Source organism: Rubrivivax gelatinosus IL144, assembly GCF_000284255.1.
Lineage (GTDB): Bacteria > Pseudomonadota > Gammaproteobacteria > Burkholderiales > Burkholderiaceae_C > Rubrivivax > Rubrivivax gelatinosus_A.
This window is the reverse complement of the sequence record NC_017075.1, coordinates 652604-669356: the sequence shown is the minus strand read 5'-3', so window position 1 is coordinate 669356 and position 16753 is coordinate 652604. Positions and strand designations below refer to the sequence as shown.

23 protein-coding genes and 1 pseudogene are annotated in these 16753 nt (G+C 69.7%); 4 read left to right on the top strand and 20 right to left on the bottom strand.

The window, feature by feature from the left end; translation table 11 throughout:
* Nucleotides 1-33: 33 nt before the first annotated feature.
* Nucleotides 34-321 carry a hypothetical protein gene (locus tag RGE_RS03210; RefSeq protein WP_014426871.1) on the top strand — a complete coding sequence of 96 codons (288 nt, stop codon included), beginning with the start codon at nucleotides 34-36 and terminating at the stop codon, nucleotides 319-321.
* A gap of 75 nt (nucleotides 322-396) precedes the next feature.
* Entirely contained in the window at nucleotides 397-1179 is a 783-nt protein-coding gene (locus RGE_RS03205) for an enoyl-CoA hydratase/isomerase family protein (protein ID WP_014426870.1), read from the top strand.
* Nucleotides 1180-1186: 7 nt separating this feature from the next.
* Here RGE_RS03205 and RGE_RS03200 read toward each other — a convergent pair whose 3' ends face one another.
* The 16 genes and pseudogenes from RGE_RS03200 to RGE_RS03130 all read right to left on the bottom strand — a co-directional run bounded on the left by RGE_RS03200 (nucleotide 1187) and on the right by RGE_RS03130 (nucleotide 9533).
* A complete protein-coding gene (locus RGE_RS03200) occupies nucleotides 1187-1585 on the bottom strand; it encodes a VOC family protein (RefSeq protein ID WP_014426869.1) in 399 nt (132 codons plus the stop codon).
* Between the two features lie 33 nt (nucleotides 1586-1618).
* Nucleotides 1619-2059: a hypothetical protein gene (locus RGE_RS03195; protein WP_014426868.1), complete on the bottom strand. Its 441-nt coding sequence runs from the start codon at nucleotides 2057-2059 to the stop codon at nucleotides 1619-1621.
* A gap of 176 nt (nucleotides 2060-2235) precedes the next feature.
* Nucleotides 2236-2790, bottom strand: coding sequence for a GNAT family N-acetyltransferase (locus tag RGE_RS03190; RefSeq protein ID WP_014426867.1), 555 nt, complete (start codon nucleotides 2788-2790; stop codon nucleotides 2236-2238).
* Nucleotides 2791-2869: 79 nt separating this feature from the next.
* Nucleotides 2870-3835 (bottom strand): GNAT family N-acetyltransferase, encoded by a 966-nt coding sequence (locus RGE_RS23010; protein ID WP_014426866.1) that lies wholly within the window; start codon nucleotides 3833-3835, stop codon nucleotides 2870-2872.
* A 1-nt stretch (nucleotide 3836) separates the two neighbouring features.
* Complete coding sequence (locus RGE_RS03180) at nucleotides 3837-4202, bottom strand: cupin domain-containing protein (protein ID WP_014426865.1); 366 nt, start codon at nucleotides 4200-4202, stop codon at nucleotides 3837-3839.
* A 13-nt stretch (nucleotides 4203-4215) separates the two neighbouring features.
* Nucleotides 4216-4674 carry a GNAT family N-acetyltransferase gene (locus RGE_RS03175; RefSeq protein WP_014426864.1) on the bottom strand — a complete coding sequence of 153 codons (459 nt, stop codon included), beginning with the start codon at nucleotides 4672-4674 and terminating at the stop codon, nucleotides 4216-4218.
* Nucleotides 4671-4889, bottom strand: a complete 219-nt coding sequence (locus RGE_RS03170) for a hypothetical protein (protein ID WP_014426863.1) — start codon at nucleotides 4887-4889, stop codon at nucleotides 4671-4673. The genes RGE_RS03175 and RGE_RS03170 overlap by 4 nt, the downstream gene beginning before the upstream one ends.
* Before the next feature lie 17 nt (nucleotides 4890-4906).
* A complete protein-coding gene (locus RGE_RS24980; RefSeq protein WP_409077222.1) occupies nucleotides 4907-5329 on the bottom strand; it encodes an HAD family hydrolase in 423 nt (140 codons plus the stop codon).
* A 126-nt stretch (nucleotides 5330-5455) separates the two neighbouring features.
* Nucleotides 5456-5896 (bottom strand): annotated as a pseudogene (aac(6'), locus tag RGE_RS24975) (aminoglycoside 6'-N-acetyltransferase); the annotation flags it as partial.
* A gap of 16 nt (nucleotides 5897-5912) precedes the next feature.
* The gene (locus RGE_RS03160) at nucleotides 5913-6188 is read right to left on the bottom strand and encodes a DUF2164 domain-containing protein (RefSeq protein ID WP_014426861.1); all 276 of its coding nucleotides are present in this window, start codon (nucleotides 6186-6188) and stop codon (nucleotides 5913-5915) included.
* Nucleotides 6189-6228: 40 nt separating this feature from the next.
* The gene (locus RGE_RS03155; protein ID WP_014426860.1) at nucleotides 6229-6615 is read right to left on the bottom strand and encodes a hypothetical protein; all 387 of its coding nucleotides are present in this window, start codon (nucleotides 6613-6615) and stop codon (nucleotides 6229-6231) included.
* Nucleotides 6616-6693: 78 nt separating this feature from the next.
* Entirely contained in the window at nucleotides 6694-7518 is an 825-nt protein-coding gene (locus tag RGE_RS03150; protein ID WP_014426859.1) for a class I SAM-dependent methyltransferase, read from the bottom strand.
* Nucleotides 7515-8039 carry a GNAT family N-acetyltransferase gene (locus tag RGE_RS03145; protein ID WP_014426858.1) on the bottom strand — a complete coding sequence of 175 codons (525 nt, stop codon included), beginning with the start codon at nucleotides 8037-8039 and terminating at the stop codon, nucleotides 7515-7517. The genes RGE_RS03150 and RGE_RS03145 overlap by 4 nt, the downstream gene beginning before the upstream one ends.
* Nucleotides 8040-8082: 43 nt before the next feature.
* Nucleotides 8083-8514 (bottom strand): carboxymuconolactone decarboxylase family protein, encoded by a 432-nt coding sequence (locus RGE_RS03140; RefSeq protein WP_014426857.1) that lies wholly within the window; start codon nucleotides 8512-8514, stop codon nucleotides 8083-8085.
* Nucleotides 8511-8897, bottom strand: coding sequence for a MerR family transcriptional regulator (locus RGE_RS03135; protein ID WP_014426856.1), 387 nt, complete (start codon nucleotides 8895-8897; stop codon nucleotides 8511-8513). Before RGE_RS03135 ends, RGE_RS03140 begins: the two co-directional genes overlap by 4 nt.
* 132 nt (nucleotides 8898-9029) lie before the next feature.
* A complete protein-coding gene (locus RGE_RS03130; RefSeq protein ID WP_043783757.1) occupies nucleotides 9030-9533 on the bottom strand; it encodes a hypothetical protein in 504 nt (167 codons plus the stop codon).
* A 147-nt stretch (nucleotides 9534-9680) separates the two neighbouring features.
* On the opposite strand from RGE_RS03130, the gene RGE_RS03125 reads away from it, so the two are divergent.
* Nucleotides 9681-10445: an SDR family oxidoreductase gene (locus tag RGE_RS03125; RefSeq protein WP_014426854.1), complete on the top strand. Its 765-nt coding sequence runs from the start codon at nucleotides 9681-9683 to the stop codon at nucleotides 10443-10445.
* A 50-nt stretch (nucleotides 10446-10495) separates the two neighbouring features.
* Here the strand turns inward: RGE_RS03125 and RGE_RS03120 are convergent, their stop codons facing one another.
* From RGE_RS03120 to RGE_RS03100, 4 genes are all read right to left on the bottom strand, one after another.
* Nucleotides 10496-10966, bottom strand: a complete 471-nt coding sequence (locus tag RGE_RS03120) for a hypothetical protein (protein ID WP_014426853.1) — start codon at nucleotides 10964-10966, stop codon at nucleotides 10496-10498.
* Nucleotides 10967-11722: 756 nt separating this feature from the next.
* Nucleotides 11723-13342, bottom strand: coding sequence for a pseudouridine synthase family protein (locus RGE_RS23915; RefSeq protein ID WP_014426851.1), 1620 nt, complete (start codon nucleotides 13340-13342; stop codon nucleotides 11723-11725).
* Between the two features lie 513 nt (nucleotides 13343-13855).
* Nucleotides 13856-14950, bottom strand: coding sequence for a 4-hydroxyphenylpyruvate dioxygenase (gene hppD, locus RGE_RS03105; RefSeq protein WP_014426850.1), 1095 nt, complete (start codon nucleotides 14948-14950; stop codon nucleotides 13856-13858).
* Between the two features lie 315 nt (nucleotides 14951-15265).
* Nucleotides 15266-15697 (bottom strand): TOBE domain-containing protein, encoded by a 432-nt coding sequence (locus RGE_RS03100; protein ID WP_014426848.1) that lies wholly within the window; start codon nucleotides 15695-15697, stop codon nucleotides 15266-15268.
* A 226-nt stretch (nucleotides 15698-15923) separates the two neighbouring features.
* On the opposite strand from RGE_RS03100, the gene RGE_RS03095 reads away from it, so the two are divergent.
* Nucleotides 15924-16742 carry a TOBE domain-containing protein gene (locus tag RGE_RS03095; RefSeq protein WP_014426847.1) on the top strand — a complete coding sequence of 273 codons (819 nt, stop codon included), beginning with the start codon at nucleotides 15924-15926 and terminating at the stop codon, nucleotides 16740-16742.
* Nucleotides 16743-16753: the final 11 nt, after the last annotated feature.

The following is a 16753-nucleotide window of genomic DNA, read 5'->3' as shown; positions in this document are numbered from 1 at the left end:
TGACGGTTTCATCGATTCGGCCGCGGCGTTCCCATGAAGTTCATCGGCATCCCCCTGCGCAAGCCCAGCTTCGACGAAGTGACCGCCGCCGCCGTGATGGGCAGCGGGCTGTGGCTGCTGCTCGTCGGCCTGGCCCACGCCACCGGCATGGCGATGGAGCGGGCCGACGCCGGCGCGCTGCTGGTCGTCGCGCTGTGGGGCGCGCTGAGCGCGCGTGTCGGCATCCACGTCGGCCAGGGCGAGCGCCACCTGCTGGCCAACCTGGCCGTCAGCGCCGTGCTGCTGGGCGCCTACCAGGCGGCGATCACGTTCGCCGGCTGAGCCCGCCGGCCGCGGGAGGACAATCCCGGCTCCCGGCCGTCGTGCGGACGGCCGTCACCCCGGAGAACCCTCACGATGGCCGAACCCTCCCCGCTGCGTGTCGAGCGCGACGGCGCGATCCTGCGCCTGACCGTCGACCGGCCGGAGCGCCACAACCCCTTGTCGATGGCGGTGCTCACCGCGCTGCGCGAAGCGCTGCTGCGCCACGCCCACGACCCCGCGCTGCGCTGCGTGCTCGTCACCGGTGCCGGTGAACGTTATTTCGCCGCCGGCGGCGACGTGCACGAACTCGAGTCGGTGCGCAGCGACGACGAAGCGCGGCTGATGTCCGACCGCGGCCGCACGGTGCTGGACACGGTGCGCGACTGCCCGGTGCCGGTGGTCGCGGTGCTCAACGGCGACGCCATCGGCGGCGGCAGCGAGCTGGCCGTGGCCTGCGACTTCCGCCTGATGCGCGAAGGCACGCACATCGGTTTCATCCACGGCAAGCTGGCCATCACCTCGGCCTGGGGCGGCGGCCCCGACCTGGCCTCGCTGGTCGGCCCGGCACGCGCGCTGCGCATGATGGCGCGCTGCGAGCTGGTGCCGGCGCAGACCGCGCTGGCCTGGGGCCTGGCCGACCTCGTCGTGCCCGACGCCGCGGCGATGCCGGCGGCGGTCGACGAGTTCATCGCCCCGATCCTGCGCCAGACGCGCGCCGCGCTGGTCGGCGCCGTCGAGCAGACGCGTGCGCTGCGCCGCGGCGAGTCCTACCGCGAGCGGCGCGAGATCGAGCAGCGCCACTTCGTGCACGCCTGGGTGCACCCGGACCACTGGGACGCGGTGGAACGCTTCAAGACGCGCAAACGCGGCGCCTGAGGCAGCCTCAGGGCGCCGGCGGCGCGTGGCAGGCCACGCAGAGCTTGTTGCCGTCGGGGTCGCGGAAGTAGGCGCCCCAGTAGTGCGCGTGGTACTCGGGCCGCAGCCCCGGCGGCCCTTCGCAGCTCCCGCCGTGCGCCAGCGCGACGGCGTGCGCCCGGTCCACCGTCGCCCGGTCGGCGGCGAGGAAAGCCACCATCTGCCCGTTGCCCGGCGCGTGCGGCTGGCCGTCGTAGGGCCGGCCGAGCAGGAACAGCGGCCGCGCGACACCCGGCGCCTGCCACCCGGCCCAGGGGCGTTCGTGTTCGACGAAGCGCCGCTCCAGACCGAGCACGGCCATCAGCGGCTCGTAGAAGGCGAGCGCCCGTTCGAAGTCGGCGGTGCCGAGGAAGACGTGGGAGAACATGTCATGCCTCGCTCAAGATGACGGGGCGGCAGCTCACCCGCCGGCTGCGGATGCGGCGGGCGCGGCCGGCGGCGCGCCGGGCGACGGCGCAGTCTGGCATTCCGGGATCGTCTCGATGCGCTTGACCTCCGGCTGCCAGGGCAGGACCGCCGTCATGCTCTCGTGCCGAGCCGCCACCACGTAGCGCCGGCAGGGCAGCGTGTTCAGGTACAGGCTCATCGGCTTGCGGTTCGCCGGCCCCCCGCGCCGCTTCGACTCCACGAGCAGGATGTGCACGCCCGGCGGCGTCGTCAGCGTGTCCTTGTTCAAGAGGACGCGCTCGCCGTCGAGGAGGACGAACGTGACGGCCTCCTCCTGCGGATCGGCACGCTGCACGCGGTCCACGGTGATCTCCGCGTACGGCGGCTCCCCGGTCGACGCACAACCGGCCACGGCCGCGGCCCCCAGCCACGGCAGGATCTTCTTCGACAGCATTCATTCCCCCTGGCCGACACGGCGGCCGTTCGAGTTCTTGCTGGCGGGGCCGCGTCCGGGCCCTCGCACTCCGGCCGGCGACGGCGGCCGGCATGGGCCCGCAGCTTAGGCGCCGCCGCCCCCCCACCGTCCGCCGGCGCCGCCGAGCCTCCCCTGCGCGGGTGAGCCTGCCGATGCTAGGCCGGCGTGCGCGCGTAGACCCTCGTCGTGCGCAAGCGCCCCTGCAGGTCCAGCCGTTCGTTGACCAGCGTGCCTTCGTGGCGGAAGCCGGCGCGCTCGGCCAGCTTCCAGCTGCGCACGTTGCGTTCGTCGCAGGTGATGAAGACGCGGTTGGCGCCGAGCTCGCCGAGCGCGTGTTCGGCCAGCGCGCGCACGCCTTCGGTCATCAGGCCCTGGCCCTCGTGGCCCGCGCGGCACCAATAGCCGATCTCGAAGCGGCGCAGCGTCCAGTCGGCGTCGTGCAGGCCGCTGCCGCCGACCAGGCGGCCCGAGTCCTTCAGGAAGAAGAAGACCACCAGGCTCTCGTCGAGCAGCCAGCGCGCGTGGAAGCGACGGCAACTGGCCTCGGACTGCTCCAGCGTCGGCGGCGGCGTCACCCAGCCCAGCCAGGGCGCGAGCAGCGGCAGCGACTCGAGCACGGCTTCGTTGAACACCGGCCCGTCGCCCCGGCGGGGCACGCGGATCAGCAGGCGCTCGGTCTCGAGCTGTTCGGGCAGTCGGTTGCACGGCATCGTGGCGCTCCGGCGGAGTCGGCCTGCAGCCTAGCGGGACGGCCGGCGCCGCGGAAGCGCCGGGCGCGCGACCGGGGGATCAGCCGCCGAGCGGCTTGTCGTACAGCGCCAGCGTCTGGCCACCATGCTCGACGCGCTCCAGCCGGCGCCAGCCGCAGCGCTCCAGCAGCGAGGCGGCCGTGGCGGTAGCGCAGTACAGACGCGTCTCGCCCAGCGCCGCGGCGCGGCGCTCCAGCTCGAGCAGCAGCGCGCGGCCGATGCCCAGGCGGCGCAGCCCCGGCAGCACGAGCGCGGCGCCGACCCAGGGGCCGAGATGCGGCAGCGATGCGAGCCCCTCGCGCTTGAGCGCCATGAAGCCGCAGGGATGGTTGTCCAGCCGTGCCACCAGGCCCAGCGGCAGCGCGTCGTGCTGCGCGTAAGCCTGCAGGTCGTGCAGCGCGTTGCCGGGGCCGCCGGGGCCGTACCAGGCGGGCCACTCGGCCTCGAACCAGCCGCGGATCAGCGGCACCAGATCGGGCCGTTCGGCCAGCGGCACGATCTGCGCGGCCGGCGGCGCGCCGCGCATGACGACGACCTCGAAGCGTGTGTCGGAGGCGCCGCGCACGAAGAAGCTGTGCTCGACGGCCGCGAAACCGTGGCGCTCGTAGAAGCGCTGCGAGTTGCGCGTCGCGACCACCGTCACCGGCCCGTCGTGGCCGCGCCGCGCATGCGCCACGGCGACGTGCAGCAGGCGGCTGCCCAGGCCGCTGCCGGCGGCCTCGGGGCGCACGAAGAGCAGCGTCACCTCGCCGGGCACCGCGGCGCAGAAGCCGAGCACACGGCCGTCGCGCTCGGCCAGCGTCATCTGGCCGGCCTCGATCGCCGGGTGGTGGATGCCGGCCGTGCGGCCGTCGAACCAGATGGCCATCTGCGCCGGCGTGTAGGCGCGGGCACAGAGATGCAGCACGGAGTCGCGGTGGGCGTCGAAGACGGCCGGGGCGTCGGCGAGCACGGCGGGGCGCAGCGTGATGGTGTCGAGAGCCAAGGGTTCGGGCAGCGTCTTCATCTCAGGCGCGTTCGCGATAGGCATCGGAAAAATCGAGCGGCGGCGAGGTGACCGACAGGTAGACGAACGGTTCGGCGCACGTGTTGCGCAGGCCATGCACCTCGCCATCGGCAAAGCGTGCGACCTGGCCCGCCGCGAACCCCGCCAGGGCGCCGTCGGCCAGCAGCAGCGTGCCCTGGCCGGCGACGGCCACCCAGACCTGCTCCGACGCCGCGTGGACATGGCGCGGCTGCTCGGCGCCGGGCGCGAGCACGACGCGCGTGATCGTCAGCCGCGTCGACGCGGAGTTGTGCGGGGACAGCAGCTGCCAGGACTCGACGCCGGGGTTGGCAAGCCGGACGAAGTGGTCGGAGGTGAGGAGTTCCATCGTGGCAGTCCGGCTAGAACGAGGCGTCGAACTCGTAGATCCACGCCGGCGGCCGCGCATGTTCGCGTACTGTGAGCCCCGGCTTGCCGGCCAGCACCGCGCGCCAGAAGACGAGCGCCGGGCCGTTGTCCTGCCGCACGCCGACACGCCAGCGGCCCGGCCGCAGCGCGAAGACCGCCTCGGCCGCACGGCGCCCGCAGCCCTGGTGACGGTGCTGGGCGGCGACGTAGAACTCCACCAGCTCGGTGGTCCCGGCGTCCACCTGCTCCAGCAGCGCGAAGCCGCCCGCGGCGCCGTCCAGCCAGAGCAGCAAGGCCGTGCAGCGCGCATCGGACCCGTAGCGCTCCAACCCCGGATACGGCGCCTCGGCGCCGAAGCCGCGCAGGTACGGGACCATCATCGCCTCGACCAGCGCGCGGTCTTCGGGCCGCGCGGGGCGGACCTCGAGCGCGGGGGGCGTGTGCTGCGTCATCCGCGCCCCTCGGGGTGCCGGAAGCAGGCCGGGTTGCGCCGCCAGCGCAGCCAGATGACGCCGGCGTAGACCGCCGCGGCGACGGCGCCCCAGGCCAGCGCGTAAACCGCCGCCTGCGCCGCGGCCTCGCCCCTGGCGAGCCGCACCAGAAACAGCATCAGCCCGGCAACGACGAACGCGAACCCGAAACGCCGTAACCAGAAGCCGATGCCCATCCGATCGGTCCCCGCGTTCAGGACGCCAGGATCACCCAGCGCGCAAACGCCGGCAGGTCGGCGACGGCCGGCACCTCGTCGCCGTCGGTCGCCGCTGCACCGGCCGGGTTCAGCCACACCGCCTGCACGCCGAAGCGCCGTGGCGCCCGCACGTCGTGCTCCAGCGAGTCGCCGACCATCGCGATGCGCTCGCGTGGCACGCCCAGGCGGCGTTCGACGGCGTCCCAGAACTCGGGCTCGTTCTTGCGGTGGCCGAGCTCGGTGAAGCAGAAGACGTCGGCGAAGTGGCGCCCGAGGCCGACGCGGCGCAGCGCCAGCTCGATCATCGGCCGGCGCGAGACCGTGGCGTTGGTGGCGATGGCCAGCGGCAGCCGCCCGGCCAGCAGCGCCAGCGCCTCGGCGGCGCCGGGCAGCGCCTGCACCTGCGGCCACAGCCCCATCGGCGTGTCTGCGGGGCCCTGCTCCGACATCAGCGTGCCGCCCCAGTCGAAACACACGGCCTGCACCTCGTGCAGCGGGTTGGGCGCCGGCTCGCCGGCCAGCGCCGCCGACGCCGGCAGCCCGGCCAGCGAGCGCCGGTAGAAGACCACACGCTCGGTCTCCTCGAAACCCAGGCGCTCGTGCAGCGCCTGGCCGGCGAGGTTGTCGAGCGCGGTGTCCGACGCCAGCTCGGCGCAGCCGCGGCTGCGCGCCCAGGCGGCGACGGCGTCGACCAGCGCACGCGACACACCTTGCCGGCGCGCCGCGGGCACGACGTACAGGCCTTCGAGAAAACCGACCGGGCTGCCGTCGGTGCCGTTGACGTAGTCCTGCCGGATCGAGGCCTCGGCCAGGCCGAGCGCGGCGCCGTCGTCGTCACGGGCCAGGAACTGCGCGTAGCGCTCCGGTTCTGCCAGCTGCGACTGCATCTCGTGCAGGTGCTCGGCCGCGTCGGCGTCGGGCCACAAGGCCTGGCGCAGGTGCAGCCAGTCGGCGTTGGGCAGCGTGACCAGGGCTTCGATCTTCATCGTGCGGCGCGCCGTCTCAGGGCCGGCTCTTGCGCGGCTTGTCGTACTTCTTCCAGTAGCCGAACTCGGCCTCGTGCACCTCGAAGTCCAGTTCGGCGACACGCGCCTGCAGCCGCTCCTGGACGTCGGCGACCGCCTGGTTGTAGACCGAGGGCGCGATCTCGTCGAGGAAGAAGCCCAGCAGCCCGGCGGCGGTGACGTTGCCGACCGGCTCGTCGAGGTTCTCGCGGCACCAGCGCTCGATCGAGGCGATCGCCTGCTGGCGATCCTGCTTGTTCAGTTCGATGGCCATCGGGGCATTTTGGCGGCGCGCGACGAAAGCGCCAGCCGCCCTACAGCGCCTGCCGGCGCCGCCACTCCTCGGCGTCGAGCTGCGCCAGCGCGGCGTCGTAGCGCGCCTGGGAGGCCGCGGCCAGCGTGCCGCCGCGGCTTTGCATCAGCTCGAAGAAGTGCTCGGCCAGCGCCGAGCAGACGGCGTGCAGGGCCTCGTGCCGGTCCAGCCCCTGGCCGACGAGGCGCGAGACGGCGGCGACGACGGTGGGCACGCCTTGCGCGATCTGGTTCTCGACGATGGCGTGGAAGACGGCATGCGCCCGGGCGCTGGGCAGCGGGATGCCGGCCTTACGGTGGTACTGCTCGGCCAGCTCGATGCGCAGCCCTTCGTCCAGATCGAGCCACTGCGCGGGGTCGGGGGCGAAGTCGGGGTCGTAGCGTTGCATCGTGGGCCTCCTTCAGAGGACGCGTGAACGGCGGTTCATTGTCGCCGCGGCGATGCCCTGGCGCACGGCCACCACCGTTCAGGCGCGCCGCGCCGTCACCCGCCGGAAGTGCAGCGGCAACGCAGCCGCCCGCCCGTCGGCCGCCAGGCTCGCGACCGCGGCGCGGAAGCGGCGCTCGAAGCGAGCGCGTTCGGGCGGCGACATCATCAGCAGCTCGTAGACGCCGCCGTACCAGGCCCACGCCGTCTCGGGGTCACAGGGCAGTTCGGCGACGACCTCGTCGATGCACAGGTCGGCAAAGCCACCCCACAGACGCCGGATGCCGTCCTCGTCGCGCCACGCACGGCCCGGGAACCGCAGGCCCGGCCAAGAGGCCCCGGCTTCGCTGCTGCGCAGCGTGTCGATGAACACCTGCTGCACCGCCGACGCGGGCGCAGGCGCCGCCACCAGCGCGGCGACGACCCCGCCCGGCCGCAGCACCCGGCGCAGCTCGGCCAGCACCTGGTCGACGTCTTCCATCAGCATCAGCGCCATGTGCGAGAGCACGAGGTCGAACGACGCCTCGGCATAGGGCAGGCGCTGCGCACGCGAGCGCACCAGGCGCGCACGGCCACCCAGCCGGCGGGCCGCGGCGGCCAGCTCGCCGGCGCTGAAGTCCAGGCCGTGCAGCGTCAGGCCCGGCTGATCGCGCGCAGCCAGCAGCGACAACAGCGCACCGTCGCCGCAGGCCAGATCCAGCACCGCCAGCGGCGCGGGGCCGCCGGGCACGGCACCCGCCAGCAACGCGTAGGTCGAGGCGTGCGAGGCGCCGGCCATGCGCACCGGCAGGCAGGCCATCGCGTCGCTCGTCACGCCGGGGTGGCGGTCGTGCGTGTCGGCGAGGAAGCGCTCCAGCACGCTCATCGTGCGGGCTCCGCGGGCAGCACTGCATTCAAGGCCTTGCTGAGCACGACGCTGCGATAGACCTTGCCGGGCCACTGCACGTGGCCGACCGGCTGCCAGCCGAGGCGGGTGTAGAGCGCCACCAGATGCGTGGCAGGCTCGGCAGTGTCCATCGCCAGCTCGGCGAAGCCCTCGCGCCGCGCCCAGGCTTCGCAGGCGGCCAGCAGCGCGCGGCCGACGCCGCGGCCCTGCAGCGCCGGCTCGACGGCGAACTGGTGTACCGCCGCGACCCCGGGGCGCGTGAACCAGGCGCAGACGTTGCGCGCATAGGTCGGATGCACGAGCACCGTGCCGACGAGGCGGCCGTCCAGCTCGGCGACGAAACACTGGCCTCCGGCGATGCGCTGCGCTGTCACCTCGGGCGTCTGGTCGGCAGCGGTGTAGTTCAGGCCCATCGCGGCCAGGCGGGCGTAGGCGCGGTGCAGCAGCGAAGTCAGGTCGGCCAGCGAGTCGGCTGCGGCCAACGGGCGGATGAGGGGCATCGGAACGAGCGGAGCGACCGGCGGGCGGCCGACCCGCTGCGTTTTACACGACCTCGCCGGCCGCCCCAGCCTCCTCCCGGTCCCGCTCGGCGAACACCTCCTTGGCCGCGAACAGGCCGTTCAGCGCCGCCGGGAAGCCGGCGTAGACCGCCATCTGCATGATGACCTCGACGACTTCCTCGCGCGTGCAGCCGACGTTGAGCGCCCCGTGCACGTGCACCTTGAGCTGCGGCAGCGCGTGGCCCATCGCGGTGAGCGCGGCCACGGTGGCGATCTCGCGCGACTTCAGGTCCAGCTGCGGGCGGGTGTAGACGTCGCCGAACGGGAACTCGATCAACAGCCGCGCGAAGTCGGGCGCGATGTCGGCCAGCGCCTGCACGACCCGCTCGCCGGCCTGGCCGTCGATCTCGCGCAGCTTGTCCCAGCCGCGGGCGTAGCGCGAGGCTTCGGGCGCGGGTGTGTTGCTCGTCGTCATGCGCGCTCCCCGGTGGCGGCCAGCAAGCCGCGGTAGATGCCGATCTTGTCGTCCAGCGCGCGTGCGCTGGCCTGCAGCTCGTCGATCTGCGCGGCCAGGCGCTCGCGGTGGCGCTCCAGCATCGCCAGGCGCTCGCCGGTCGTCGCCTCGCCTTGCGCGCGCAGCACGGCGTAGCGGCGGATCTCCGCCAGCGGCATGCCGGTGTGCTTGAGGCGCAGCACGAAGGCCAGCCAGGCCAGGTCTTCGTCGCGGTAGCGGCGGTGGCCGTTGCCGGCGCGGCCAGCGGGTTGGAGGATGCCTTCGGCTTCGTAGAAACGCAGCGTGTGCGCCGACACGCCGCTGCGGCGGGCGATCTCGCCGATGGATAGCGGTTCGAGGTTCATGCCCGCATCGTGGGGCTTCGAGTGCACTCGAAGTCAAGCCCTGTGCGGCGGGGCCGTGCTCGCTACTCCAGCACCACCGCCGTGCCGCTGGCCGAGACCATCAGCATGCCGTTGCCCCGGGCCCAGCACCTCCTAGTCGCAGTCGACGCCGACCACGGCACCGGCAGCGCGGGCGCGGTGCGGCTCGCGTTCATAGGTGACCGAACGCCCCCCCGGCTTCGCCGCCACGTTCGCGGCGGGCGTCGAGACGGCACAGACACCGGAGACCGCCAGGCGCCCCACCGGCCCGTAGAACTCCCGCACGCCCGCATAGCCGCCGGTCCGGATGACCCAGACCTCGCCAGTGCGGCTATTCGCCGCGACGTGATACGTGAAGCCGTCGTGAACCAGCGGGTCGGGTTCGGACGACTGGACGACGAGGTCGCCAGCGGGTGGACGTTCGGCCAGCGGCCAGGGCAGTTCGTCGCCGGCTTGCACGGCACGCAGGTAGCCGGCCGCGCTGGCGGCCAGGCGCTGCGCGAGTTCGCGCTGTTCGCAACTCGGCTGCGCCGTGGAAGACGGCTGAACCTGGGCGCCTGCGTGCGCAGCCGCCAGTGAGGCGAGGCCGGCGAGCAGGAGGCGGTGCATGTAAGCCATGGCGAGGTCTTTTATGAAGGCGACCGGGTGGGGAGTCGAAGCGAAACGGCGCGGTCTATCCGTTCTACGAATTGCATGTCCGATTCCGGCGCGACGCGCCGTCTGCCCACGCCCAAACTGCAAGCCACTTTTTGCAGGAGCAGACCGATGCATGACTTGAGCGGCAAAGTGGCGATCGTCGTGGGCGCCAGTTCGGGAATCGGGCGCGCGACGGCGCTGTTGTTCGCGTCCTCCGGGGCGGCCGTCGTCCTGGGCGCACGAAGAAACCACGAACTGGACGCGTTGGCACGAGAAATCCAAAGCCGCGGCGGGCGCGCCGAGTATCTCGCCGGCGACGCCAGCGACGAGAGCTTCGCGGCAAGCCTGGTCGCCCTGGCAGAGGAGCGTTTCGGCGGCCTGGACATCGCCTTCAACAACGCCGGCACGCTGGGCGAGATGGGGCCGAGCGACACCATCTCGGCAGACGGCTGGCGCCAAACCGTCGACACCAACCTGACGGGCGCGTTCTTCGGCGCCAAGCACCAGATCCGCGCGATGAAGCGGCGTGGCGCCGGCAGCATCGTCTTCACGTCGACCTTCGTCGGCCACACCGTCGGTTTCCCGGGCGTCGCCGCTTATGCCGCCAGCAAGGCGGGCATCGTCGGGTTGACCCAGGCGCTGGCCGCTGAACTCGGCCCGGTCGGCATCCGCGTCAACGCTCTGCTCCCGGGCGGCACCGACACCGCGATGGGGCGGCAGATGAGTTCGACACCCGAGCAACTGCGCTGGGTCGCCGACCTCCATGCGCTGAAACGACTGGCCAGCCCAGAGGAACTGGCGCAGAGCGCGCTGTTCCTGGCTTCCGACGCGTCGTCGTTCATGACCGGGGCGGCGATGCTGGTCGACGGCGGGGTTTCGATCAACCGGACGTAGCGACCCCGCGCGTCGGCTGAGGGGCGCTGCGGGCCACCGGGTAGCAAAGATCAGCCAGGCCCCAGCGCACGGACCTGACCGTTCAGCGTGATGTTTGCGAAAGGCCAGGCGGCGGCCAGCCACGACACGACGAAGCGGCCGAGTTCGTCCTCCAGCCCCAGCGCCAGCTCGCTTTGCCGAGCCCAGAACCAGACGTCGGCGTCCGTGGCGGGCTGGCATGGCGGGTCGATGTAGACGCAGCCGAGCAGCCGTGTTTCGTCCGGCGACATCACGGCGTAGTCGAACGAGGAGCGAAGCTGGAACTCCTTCTGGTGCCAAGCCAGGTCGATGATGTTCTGCTCGAGCGACAGGTCGTGCGCGGGCCAGCCCCAGATCGCGCCGAAGCGGCTCCAGAGATGCTCACGGCTGGACATGACCGCGTCGTAGTCGCGGAAGGCGTCGTGGATCGTGATGGAGCGCATCAGGAAACGCTCGGTCCGGACGGCGGCCGGGACGGTGAAATCGGGCGGCAGGAAGGGCATCGGATCAAGGCCTCGATGAAGGGAGGCGGCACAGCCGCCGCGTTGCACAGGGAGGCCGTCGTTTGTCCGGGTTGGCGCAGCGATCGACCCGACGAGGCCGGGCGCACAGGTTCAGGCCAGCCCGTGTTCCACGTTCCGCCGCAAATCGACTGTGCAGCCAGCAGTCAGAGTGGAGACCCAATTTCGGAACTGCGCCGCATGGACAATACCTTCCGGCGGATGTAGTCCCTCATGACGCTGCGCCGATAAAAGTAGACTGGCGACATCAAGACGATCGAACCCACCCAAGCCGCAACCACGGGAATCAATATCCGGTCACGCAGGCAAACGTAGGCAAAACAGAAGGCGGCCGCGCCGAGCAACGCCCCCAGAGCCAGAACCTTCGGCTGCCGAACAGCATACTTCCTTGCCTCATCAACCAAGATCGGACGCTCCCAGCGCTCGAGGCACTTGAGTTCATCGAACCGATAGCCAACCGGCACAGCACGGGCAGACGCATTTTTCTGTGCAAGTGCCTCGCCTCGCACCCGGAGATCCGAGGCACTGTGAAAATGCTGGGATTGGACCGCATTAGGCATTATCGTTTCCGAATAATAAATGATGAAGATTGGGCAAGAAGGTCGGGCCAGGTCTTGCCTTTTGCACGACACTTCGGCCGCTGGAGGCATGTCTCTCGCTCCAGTCACGCCTGACTCAGCCACCGCCCAGAAAAACTCCGCCTGTATCAATCGCGTGGGAGGAGTTTCTTGAGAGCTCTCACTGCTCCTGCATGATGTCGACGTAGTTGGGCAGCTTTCTGTCCAAGTACGTTTGCAACTGCTGTGCTGTGATGTCTTTGATCGAAGTGAACTCGCACGCGACAGCGCTGCGCCGAATCGCCTCATTAATCTCCGAATCTGAGTCGGATGTACTCGATGAGAGTTCACAAGGACGATAGGGCTCGGGCGAGTAGTCGGGCATGTAGTGCATGAAGCCCGGCCTTGCAGTGCTGTATTGCGGGAGGATGGCCCGTAGTTCGCCCTCATACTGGCCGGATCGTACTTGTCCAAGCGCCCAGAAAGGCGCATTGTTACTACAGGGAAGGGCTGCCAGCGCCGCAATATCGACATCGATTGCGCGCCTGTGACTAATTAACGTCTGGGTTTGGGTACCTGGCCCGTGATACACGAGAGAGGCATCAATGAGGCGTCGTATGAGTGGACGCCGAGTACCCGGAAGAAGCGCGGAAACGAACTGGTTTCCGACAACAACGACCCGGAGGTTCCACTCGGACTGGAGAAGCTTCCTCGATCGCTCGTCTCCAAACCGAAGTGTCGACGTCCAGTCGTCCGAGTACGTGGCAACATCCAGGATTCCGTTGTCGTTCACGTTTCTGGTGTAGTTGCCGAGAGCGAACAAGTCGACCGCGCCCCGGATATCGTCACGATCGGTAAGAACGAAGAAAGTGAGAAGGCATTTCTTCGATGGCCGACCGATTCGCGACGGCGTTGCTCGCTGGATGGCTCTGTCTACCGCTTCAAAGGCGGCCTTATAGCCGCCGGGGGCTTTCGGACTCGGCGCTGCCGTGAGGGTGCGGTAGGTGTTCTTCTTCTCATCGATACCCGCGCGATCCAGACAGTACCAATAGGAGAATGAGTTCAATCGATTTGTGTTTACGCGAATGACTGTTTCTTTGTCTCGGGGCGATGGCATCGGCATTGCAGCCGCCTCGACGAGCCCTTGGTGTTGAGTGTTTACCGCAGCTTCAAAGGCTTGCGCGAACAAATCGTCGTTGGTGAACATCAGGAGCATTGCACCTCTGAGGTCTCCCCTGCACAGAGCAACAAACCTTTGAGCGGCAGATCTGACTAGCTCCGGCGTTCGCCCAATGCGAAGGAAGTCAATGTCACTGATTCCGAGCAAGCCCTGGACAAAGTAGTCACGTTCGCAGTTGTCAGCGATAACAAGAGCGGTCCTCCCTGTATGGCTGCCACAGAACTGCTTTGTCTTCTCGACCCACGCGGTGTCATCTTCGATGTGCAGAAGGGCTGTCGCGCGCGTGTTCTCAGCAACCAGCTCTGGATTCTTGCCGAACCCAGTTACTGTCCTGTGCCAAACGTTTGTGTCTTCGTACGTCAGCGATGCCCCACTCTGAAGAACCGCGGTGGTTGCAGCGAAGTCCTGGCTGAGCTTGTTGGCGAGAAGTGTCTTTCCTGTGCTCTGTGCTCCGTAGACGATTAGCGTCTTGCTAACACGACGGAGATGAGTCTCCTCGAAGTTGCTCTTGATTTTTGCTGAAAGGGCGTCCCAGTGAGACAAGAACACCTTGTACGACCGGAACTTCTGCTCCGACAGGTATTCAGCGCGCTCAGGATAGATGATGCGGTTATATTCCATGCGTGGGTATGCGCAAGGGCGCGTTCTGTGAGGGCAAACTAGTTATACGCAGCGTTTGAACGCCACATAACACATCCAGCGCTCGCGTAACAGGCTCCCAAGACGGAGGCACAAGTTCTTTTCGCGCTTGAGATTTCCGTCGCAAAGCGACCCGCGGCACAGACGTAAAAAAGACGCCGAAAGCGGCGTCGGTTACAGATGATTCTGAGCCGCCCCACCGCCCCCTCCAAGCCCGTCACCCACTTTCGGGGGGACGCCGGCACGAAGACGCGCACAGCCCAGCCCCGCCCTGCCGCGGACGCCGGGTGGCCGGTGGAGTGAAGTATTAGGAGGAGGCCCGGCGCAGCTGGGCCGGGGGACATGAACGGAACCGGCCACCCGGTGGCCGTGGCACGCCACAGCCGTTCGCGGACGAGACGCCAGGAACAAACCCGGGACGCACGCGAAGAAAGAGAAGGCAACTAGGCAGCGCCAGTAACAGCGCCGCCCTCACACGCAAGAAACCAGAAGCGCCTACGCCCCCACCTTCAACGCCCCCCGCCGAATCTGATCCCGCTCCAGGCTCTCGAACAGCGCCTTGAAGTTGCCTTCGCCAAACCCCTCCTCGCGCCGGCGCTCGATGAACTCGAAGAACACCGGCCCGAGCAGCGTCTCGGAGAAGATCTGCAGCAGCAGCCGCTTGTCGCCGCCCGTTGTCGAGCCGTCGACCAGGATGCCGCGCGCCTGCAGCGGCGGCACCTGCAGGCCGTGGCCGGGCAGGCGTTCGTCGAGCATCTGGTAGTAGATGTCGTTGGGCGCCGTCATCAGCGGCACGCCGGCCATCTGCAGCGCGTCGACGGTGGCCACCAGATCGTCGGTCAGCAGCGCGATGTGCTGGATGCCCTCGCCGCTGAACTTCATCAGGAACTCTTCGATCTGGCCGCTGCCGCCCTTGCCCGACTCCTCGTTCAGCGGAATGCGGATCAGCCCGTCGGGCGCGGTCATCGCGCGGCTCGTCAGGCCGGTGTACTCGCCTTGGATGTCGAAGTAGCGGATCTCGCGGAAGTTGAACAGCCGCTCGTAGAAGCCGCCCCAAAACGCCATGCGCCCGCGGTAGACGTTGTGCGTCAGGTGGTCGATGACGCGCAGGCCGTGGCCCTGCGGGTGGCGCGCCGCCGGATCGGCATAGCCGGGCAGGAACTCGAAATCGATGTCGTAGATGCTCTTGCCGTCCTCGAAGCGGTCGATCAGGTACAGCGCCGCGCCGCCGATGCCGCGGATGGCCGGCAGGCGCAGTTCCATCGGTCCGGTGGGCACGTCGATGGGCTGCGCTCCCAGCTCCAGCGCACGCGCGTAGGCATGGTGCGAGTCGCGCACGCGGAAGGCCAGCGCGCAGGCGCAGGGCCCGTGCTCGGCGGCGAAGTAGCCGGCCAGGCTCTTGGGCTCGCGGTTGACGATGAAGTTGATGTCGCCCTGGCGGTACAGGACGACGTCTTTGCTGCGGTGGCGGGCGACGAGCGCGAAGCCCATCTTCTCGAACAGCGGCTCCAGGACGTTCGGCGTCGGCGAGGCGAACTCGACGAACTCGAAGCCCTGCAGCCCCATCGGGTTGGGGAACAGGTCGGGCATGGATGTCTCCGTGGGGAACGGTTGAAAGCGTGCGGCGGGGCTCAGCAGCCCGGCGGCGCGCACGCGATCCCGCGCACGGAGACGGCCAGATGGCCGCCGAAGGTCATCGCCAGCGCGGCGGCCCGCTCGTGCGCACGGCCACCCCGGCGCGCCAGGGGCGCGCAGCGACGGAGACAGGCGGGGGAGCGGGTGGCGGGCATCGTGCGGCGGCAGGGTGACCGCGGCGCGCGCCACCGGCGCGCCGCCTTGCCTGCCGGATGCCAGCCTAAGCCCGGGCCGGGGGCGCCGGCCTCGGGATAAACGCCGGGGCGGCGCTCAGGCCTTGGGTACGCCCAGGACGACGTGCGAAGCCTTGATGACGGCGGTGGCCGCCACACCCGGCGCCAGGCCCAGGTCCTTCACGGCTTCCTTGGTGACGATGGCGGCGATCTGCGCACCGCCGGGCAGCGTGATGACGACCTCGGCGTTCACGGCGCCGGTCTCGACGGCGCTGACGGTGCCGGCCAGCTGGTTGCGCGCCGACAGCTTCAGCTCGCTGTCGCCGGTCATCACGATGACCCAGGGCGCCTTGACCAGCGCCACCACCGGCTTGCCCGGGGCCAGCTCCAGTTCGGTGCAGCTGGCCAGCGTGACGATGGCCGTCAGCTGGTCGCCCGCCCCCAGATCGACATGGACTTCGGCGTTGACGGCACCGGCCTTGACCGCCGAGACGGTGCCGCGGAGAACGTTGCGAGCGCTGATCTTCATCGTGCTTCCTTTTCGTGTGGGAGGCTCTGACGGGTTTTTTGTAGTCTTGCCTACATAGAATGTCGGGCACCCGACAGCGTGGCCCGGCGTGACCCACTCTAAGGGCAAGCCCTAGGTCATCGCCACCATAACGACGGCACCGCGCGACGCGCTTGTCCGGCAGACGCAGGACGGCGGCGGTGGCACGGGATTCGCTATCTACCACAGTACATAAAACCGCCGACACATGGACTCCGACGCCCCCCGCTTCGCCGCCCGCATGACGCTGGACACCGACGGCGGCGCCTCGCTGGGCGAGACCCGTGTGCGCCTGCTCGAAGCGATCGACCGCCACGGCTCGATCAACCAGGCCGCCAAGGCCGTGCCGCTGTCGTACAAGGCCGCCTGGGACGCGATCGACACGCTGAACAATCTGGCGCCGCAGCCGGTCGTCGAACGGGTTACCGGCGGCCGCCAGGGCGGCGGCACACGCCTCACCGACTACGGCCGGCGTGTCGTCGCGATGTACCGCGCGCTGGAGACCGAGTACCAGACGGTGCTCGACCGCGTCGCCGCGCACCTGCCCGACGCCGGTGCGTCCGACGTGCGCGCCTTCCGCCAGCTGATGCGCCGCGCCTCGATGCGCACCAGCGCCCGCAACCAGTTCCACGGCCGCATCGTGGGCCTGCGCGACGGCCAGGTCGACTACGAGGTGCGCCTGGCACTCGACGACGCGACCGAGATCGTCGCCGTCATCACGCGCGCCAGTGCCGAGAACCTGGGCCTGGCCATCGGCCAGGAGGTGCTGGCGCTGGTGAAGTCGAGCTCGGTGCTCGTCACCACCGAGCGCGGCATGCGCGTCACGGCGCGCAACCAGCTCTGGGGCGAGATCTCGGCGGTGCACGCCGGCGTCGTCAACGACGAGGTCGTCATCGCCCTGCCCGGTGGCCGCAGCGTCGCGGCCGTCGTCACCCACGGCAGCGTCGAGGCGCTGGGCCTCGCGCCCGGCATGGCCGCCGGCGCGCTGTTCAAGTCCTCGGCGGTGATCCTGGCCACCTACGACTGACGCCTGTCCCG

Bases quoted from the DNA above. Each gene is read 5' to 3' on its own strand.
- RGE_RS03155 (WP_014426860.1), bottom strand. From the start codon at position 6,615: ATGCAACGCTACGACCCCGACTTCGCCCCCGACCCCGCGCAGTGGCTC.
- RGE_RS03120 (WP_014426853.1), bottom strand. From the start codon at position 10,966: ATGCCCTTCCTGCCGCCCGATTTCACCGTCCCGGCCGCCGTCCGGACC.
- RGE_RS03190 (WP_014426867.1), bottom strand. From the start codon at position 2,790: ATGCCGTGCAACCGACTGCCCGAACAGCTCGAGACCGAGCGCCTGCTG.
- RGE_RS03095 (WP_014426847.1), top strand. From the start codon at position 15,924: ATGGACTCCGACGCCCCCCGCTTCGCCGCCCGCATGACGCTGGACACC.
- RGE_RS03200 (WP_014426869.1), bottom strand. From the start codon at position 1,585: ATGTTCTCCCACGTCTTCCTCGGCACCGCCGACTTCGAACGGGCGCTC.
- RGE_RS03125 (WP_014426854.1), top strand. From the start codon at position 9,681: ATGCATGACTTGAGCGGCAAAGTGGCGATCGTCGTGGGCGCCAGTTCG.
- RGE_RS23915 (WP_014426851.1), bottom strand. From the start codon at position 13,342: ATGGAATATAACCGCATCATCTATCCTGAGCGCGCTGAATACCTGTCG.
- hppD (WP_014426850.1), bottom strand. From the start codon at position 14,950: ATGCCCGACCTGTTCCCCAACCCGATGGGGCTGCAGGGCTTCGAGTTC.
- RGE_RS03100 (WP_014426848.1), bottom strand. From the start codon at position 15,697: ATGAAGATCAGCGCTCGCAACGTTCTCCGCGGCACCGTCTCGGCGGTC.
- RGE_RS23010 (WP_014426866.1), bottom strand. From the start codon at position 3,835: ATGAAGACGCTGCCCGAACCCTTGGCTCTCGACACCATCACGCTGCGC.
- RGE_RS03130 (WP_043783757.1), bottom strand. From the start codon at position 9,533: ATGGCTTACATGCACCGCCTCCTGCTCGCCGGCCTCGCCTCACTGGCG.
- RGE_RS03205 (WP_014426870.1), top strand. From the start codon at position 397: ATGGCCGAACCCTCCCCGCTGCGTGTCGAGCGCGACGGCGCGATCCTG.
- RGE_RS03140 (WP_014426857.1), bottom strand. From the start codon at position 8,514: ATGACGACGAGCAACACACCCGCGCCCGAAGCCTCGCGCTACGCCCGC.
- RGE_RS24980 (WP_409077222.1), bottom strand. From the start codon at position 5,329: ATGGGGCTGTGGCCGCAGGTGCAGGCGCTGCCCGGCGCCGCCGAGGCG.
- RGE_RS03175 (WP_014426864.1), bottom strand. From the start codon at position 4,674: ATGACGCAGCACACGCCCCCCGCGCTCGAGGTCCGCCCCGCGCGGCCC.
- RGE_RS03180 (WP_014426865.1), bottom strand. From the start codon at position 4,202: ATGGAACTCCTCACCTCCGACCACTTCGTCCGGCTTGCCAACCCCGGC.
- RGE_RS03160 (WP_014426861.1), bottom strand. From the start codon at position 6,188: ATGGCCATCGAACTGAACAAGCAGGATCGCCAGCAGGCGATCGCCTCG.
- RGE_RS03135 (WP_014426856.1), bottom strand. From the start codon at position 8,897: ATGAACCTCGAACCGCTATCCATCGGCGAGATCGCCCGCCGCAGCGGC.
- RGE_RS03145 (WP_014426858.1), bottom strand. From the start codon at position 8,039: ATGCCCCTCATCCGCCCGTTGGCCGCAGCCGACTCGCTGGCCGACCTG.
- RGE_RS03170 (WP_014426863.1), bottom strand. From the start codon at position 4,889: ATGGGCATCGGCTTCTGGTTACGGCGTTTCGGGTTCGCGTTCGTCGTT.
- RGE_RS03150 (WP_014426859.1), bottom strand. From the start codon at position 7,518: ATGAGCGTGCTGGAGCGCTTCCTCGCCGACACGCACGACCGCCACCCC.
- RGE_RS03210 (WP_014426871.1), top strand. From the start codon at position 34: ATGAAGTTCATCGGCATCCCCCTGCGCAAGCCCAGCTTCGACGAAGTG.
- RGE_RS03195 (WP_014426868.1), bottom strand. From the start codon at position 2,059: ATGCTGTCGAAGAAGATCCTGCCGTGGCTGGGGGCCGCGGCCGTGGCC.